Below are 2,834 nucleotides of genomic sequence, written 5' to 3'. Positions count from 1 at the left end.
GTGGGTGCTTCATGACCGGCCTCCGGTACTGCTGTGCCCCGACGCCTGTAGCTGCGAGGGTGTCGCCGCCTGGTGACGGACGACAAGGGCCGAACGGGGCACGTCTGGACCCTGACAGCCCTGGCGCGGACCATCGACCGGTGCTTTCCTGAAAGTGAGGAGGGGGCCCGCCAGAAGGACGCGGGGAAGCGGCTTCGAGCCGCGCACCGCGCGATCAGGATCCGCGAGAAGCGGATGGGCCCCTCCTCTCTTCGTGTCTCCGCGCCCCTCCACACGTGGTCCGGGCGGGCCGGGCCCGGGACCGACCGGCCCTACCTCGCGACTCCAGCGCGGTGCGAGCGTGGCAGCAGGCCACCACACGTCCCGGAAAGGCGGTGGGCACGATGGAGTCGCCCCTGGTGGTAGGAGTCGACGGGTCCGACGCCAGTCTCACGGCCTTGGACTGGGCCGTCGACGAAGCGGTACGGCACACGCTTCCCCTGCGGATCGTCCATGCCTCGATGTGGGAACGGTACGAAGGAGTCGTGCCGGCCCGGACCACGGACCGCCCCTCAGGCCAGATCCTCGCCGAGAACATCGTGGGCGTCGCGGCCGAACGCGCCCGGCTCCGCGCACTGGACCTCGACCTCAGCACGGACGTCCTCGCCGAGGACGCGTCCACCGCGCTGCTCAGAGAGGGGCGGGAGGGCACGCTCCTCGTCGTAGGGTCCCGCGGGCGCGGCGAGTTCGCCGACCTTCTGCTCGGATCCGTCAGCCTCATCGTGGCCGCCCGGGCTTACTGCCCGGTCGTCGTCGTCCGCGGGGACCGGCATGCCCTGGAGGCACGCCACGGGCGCATCCTGCTCGGCGTCGGGGACCATGACGTGGACTCGCCGGCCGTACGGTTCGCCTTCCGTGAGGCGGTGGTCCGGGACGCGGAACTCGACGTCGTCCGCACGTGGCGACTGCCGGCAAACGAACCGGTCGACCATCTGCTGCTGACGGGCGACGGTGGAGCCCACCTCGCGGAAAGGTCCGCCGAACTGCTCGACAAGGCCCTGGAGGCCGAGGCGTCTCGACATCCTGGGGTGCGCCTTCGCAGGACCACGTTCGAGGGCCCGGCCCACAGAGTGCTGACCGAGCGCTCCGCCGCCGCCGACCTGCTGGTCGTCGGGGCCCGGCGCCGTGACAGGCTCGTCGGTCTGGAGCTAGGCAGGGTCGCCCACCGCGCCCTGCACCACGCCTCGTGTCCGGTCGCCGTCGTTCCCCAGCGGGGCCCGGAGACCACCGAGGGAGGCCTCTGATGAACACGGCCCGTGACCCGCATGCGTCGCACCCCACGAGCGACCTCGGACGCCGTGTCGCAGCCAGGCGCACCCGACTCGGCCTGTCCTTGGAGGAGGTGGCCGAACGGGCCGGCTCCACGCCCGGATACGTCTCCTACGTGGAGGAGCAGGTGCCCACCCCGGGGATCGAGTTCCTGGTCCGGCTCGCGAACGCTCTGGAGACCACTGTCCAGGATCTCACCGGGTACACGGCGGACCTCGCGCCAGGAGGAGCCCGCGCCGGGTACCGGGCACGCATGGAGGAGATCGGCGAGGCCGAATGCTGGGAGCTGCTCGACGGCCACGGCGTTGGCCGGGTCGCCGTCGAAGGGCGGGACGGGCTGATGGTGGTCCCCGTGAACTATCAGGTCGTCGACGGGGCCCTCGTCTTCATGACTGCACCGGACTCGTCCCTCGCGCGCGCCTCGGCGTCCGGCGCGGAGGTCGCCTTCGAGGAGGACCGCATGGACGAAGCCTTCAGCCAGGGCTGGAGCGTGCTCGTCGTCGGTCCGGTACGCACTGTGTCGGACGAGACCTCGGCACAGAGGATGAAGGACGCCGGCCACCCGGAGCCGTGGGCCGGGAATGGGCGCGACACCTTGGTGACGCTCTCGCCGCGCCGGGTGACCGGCCGCCGTATCCGGGTGCCGGGCACGCCTGGCATGCCGTCCGGGTCTGCTGACTGAAAGCCGCCCCGTAAGTGGTCTCTGAGTGCCGGGCCGTCTCGCAGCGCTGGGGCGGCGTGCCCGTACGCCCTTACCCGTGGGACCTGGTGCACACTGCCGACATGGCCGAGGACGAGGCGCAGCTCAAGCCCCCTGAGTCGCTGTTGCAGTTGATCGACAATCTTGCGCGGTTCCATCGCGAGCATGAGGAGTACTACTCACAGGCGCCGTTGCGGCAGGCCGGCGAGCTGCAGGCGCGGTCGCGGGCGCTGAAGGCGCTGGCCGACCGGTGGAGCGTGATCGGCGCGGGTGAACAGGCGTCGCCGATCGCGTTCGCCGGCACGGAGGACCTGAATGCCCCCGGGCTCACCGCGGAGTCGGGGATCCTCTTCATGGAAGGGGAGGGCGAGCCGGCCGAGGTGCAGAGGCTCAAGCGTGAGGTCCGGCTGCTGGCAGATGACCTTGAGCAGACGGGTGTCTGGCTGGCCGGGGCGATGGAGCAAGCGTGGGAGATGGCGGGAGGCTTGGCTGCCTATCCCGCGCTGGCCGACCTGCTCGGGGAACGGCACCGGATCATCGCCAACGACTGGCAGTCGGCGGGCCTGCAGACTCTGGTCGCGCGGCTGCTGCGACGTGCCCTTGACCTGCTGGCCCGCGTCGACTTCGCTCCGGCGGCGCTGCGGGCCGACCTGGGCGGCGAGCGGACGGCCCCTTCCTACCTCTATTCGGCTTCCGAACTGCTGGACCGGGCGGCGGATCTGATGGTGGAGTCGGCGACGCTGGTGCACGGCAACGAGCGACGCTGGCGCGTCTTCCGCGCCCGGGTTCGCGAGTTGCAGTCCCCGTAGGCGAGTCTCGGAGGGAC

3 protein-coding genes are annotated in these 2,834 nt (G+C 71.2%); all 3 read left to right on the top strand.

The window, feature by feature from the left end:
- Positions 1 to 383: 383 nt before the first annotated feature.
- The 3 genes from VIU94_RS42945 (at position 384) to VIU94_RS42935 (ending at position 2,817) form a co-directional block, all read left to right on the top strand.
- Positions 384 to 1,283 (top strand): universal stress protein, encoded by a 900-nt coding sequence (locus tag VIU94_RS42945; protein ID WP_331920857.1) that lies wholly within the window; start codon positions 384 to 386, stop codon positions 1,281 to 1,283.
- Positions 1,283 to 1,990 carry a helix-turn-helix domain-containing protein gene (locus tag VIU94_RS42940; RefSeq protein ID WP_331920855.1) on the top strand — a complete coding sequence of 236 codons (708 nt, stop codon included), beginning with the start codon at positions 1,283 to 1,285 and terminating at the stop codon, positions 1,988 to 1,990. Before VIU94_RS42945 ends, VIU94_RS42940 begins: the two co-directional genes overlap by 1 nt.
- A 101-nt stretch (positions 1,991 to 2,091) precedes the next feature.
- Entirely contained in the window at positions 2,092 to 2,817 is a 726-nt protein-coding gene (locus tag VIU94_RS42935; RefSeq protein ID WP_331920853.1) for a hypothetical protein, read from the top strand.
- Positions 2,818 to 2,834 lie beyond the last annotated feature (17 nt).

The organism is Streptomyces sp. (assembly GCF_036566765.1).
Classification (GTDB): Bacteria; Actinomycetota; Actinomycetes; order Streptomycetales; family Streptomycetaceae; genus Streptomyces.
The sequence above is the reverse complement of the archived record's forward strand: the minus strand, read 5'-3'. Positions and strand labels throughout refer to the sequence as shown.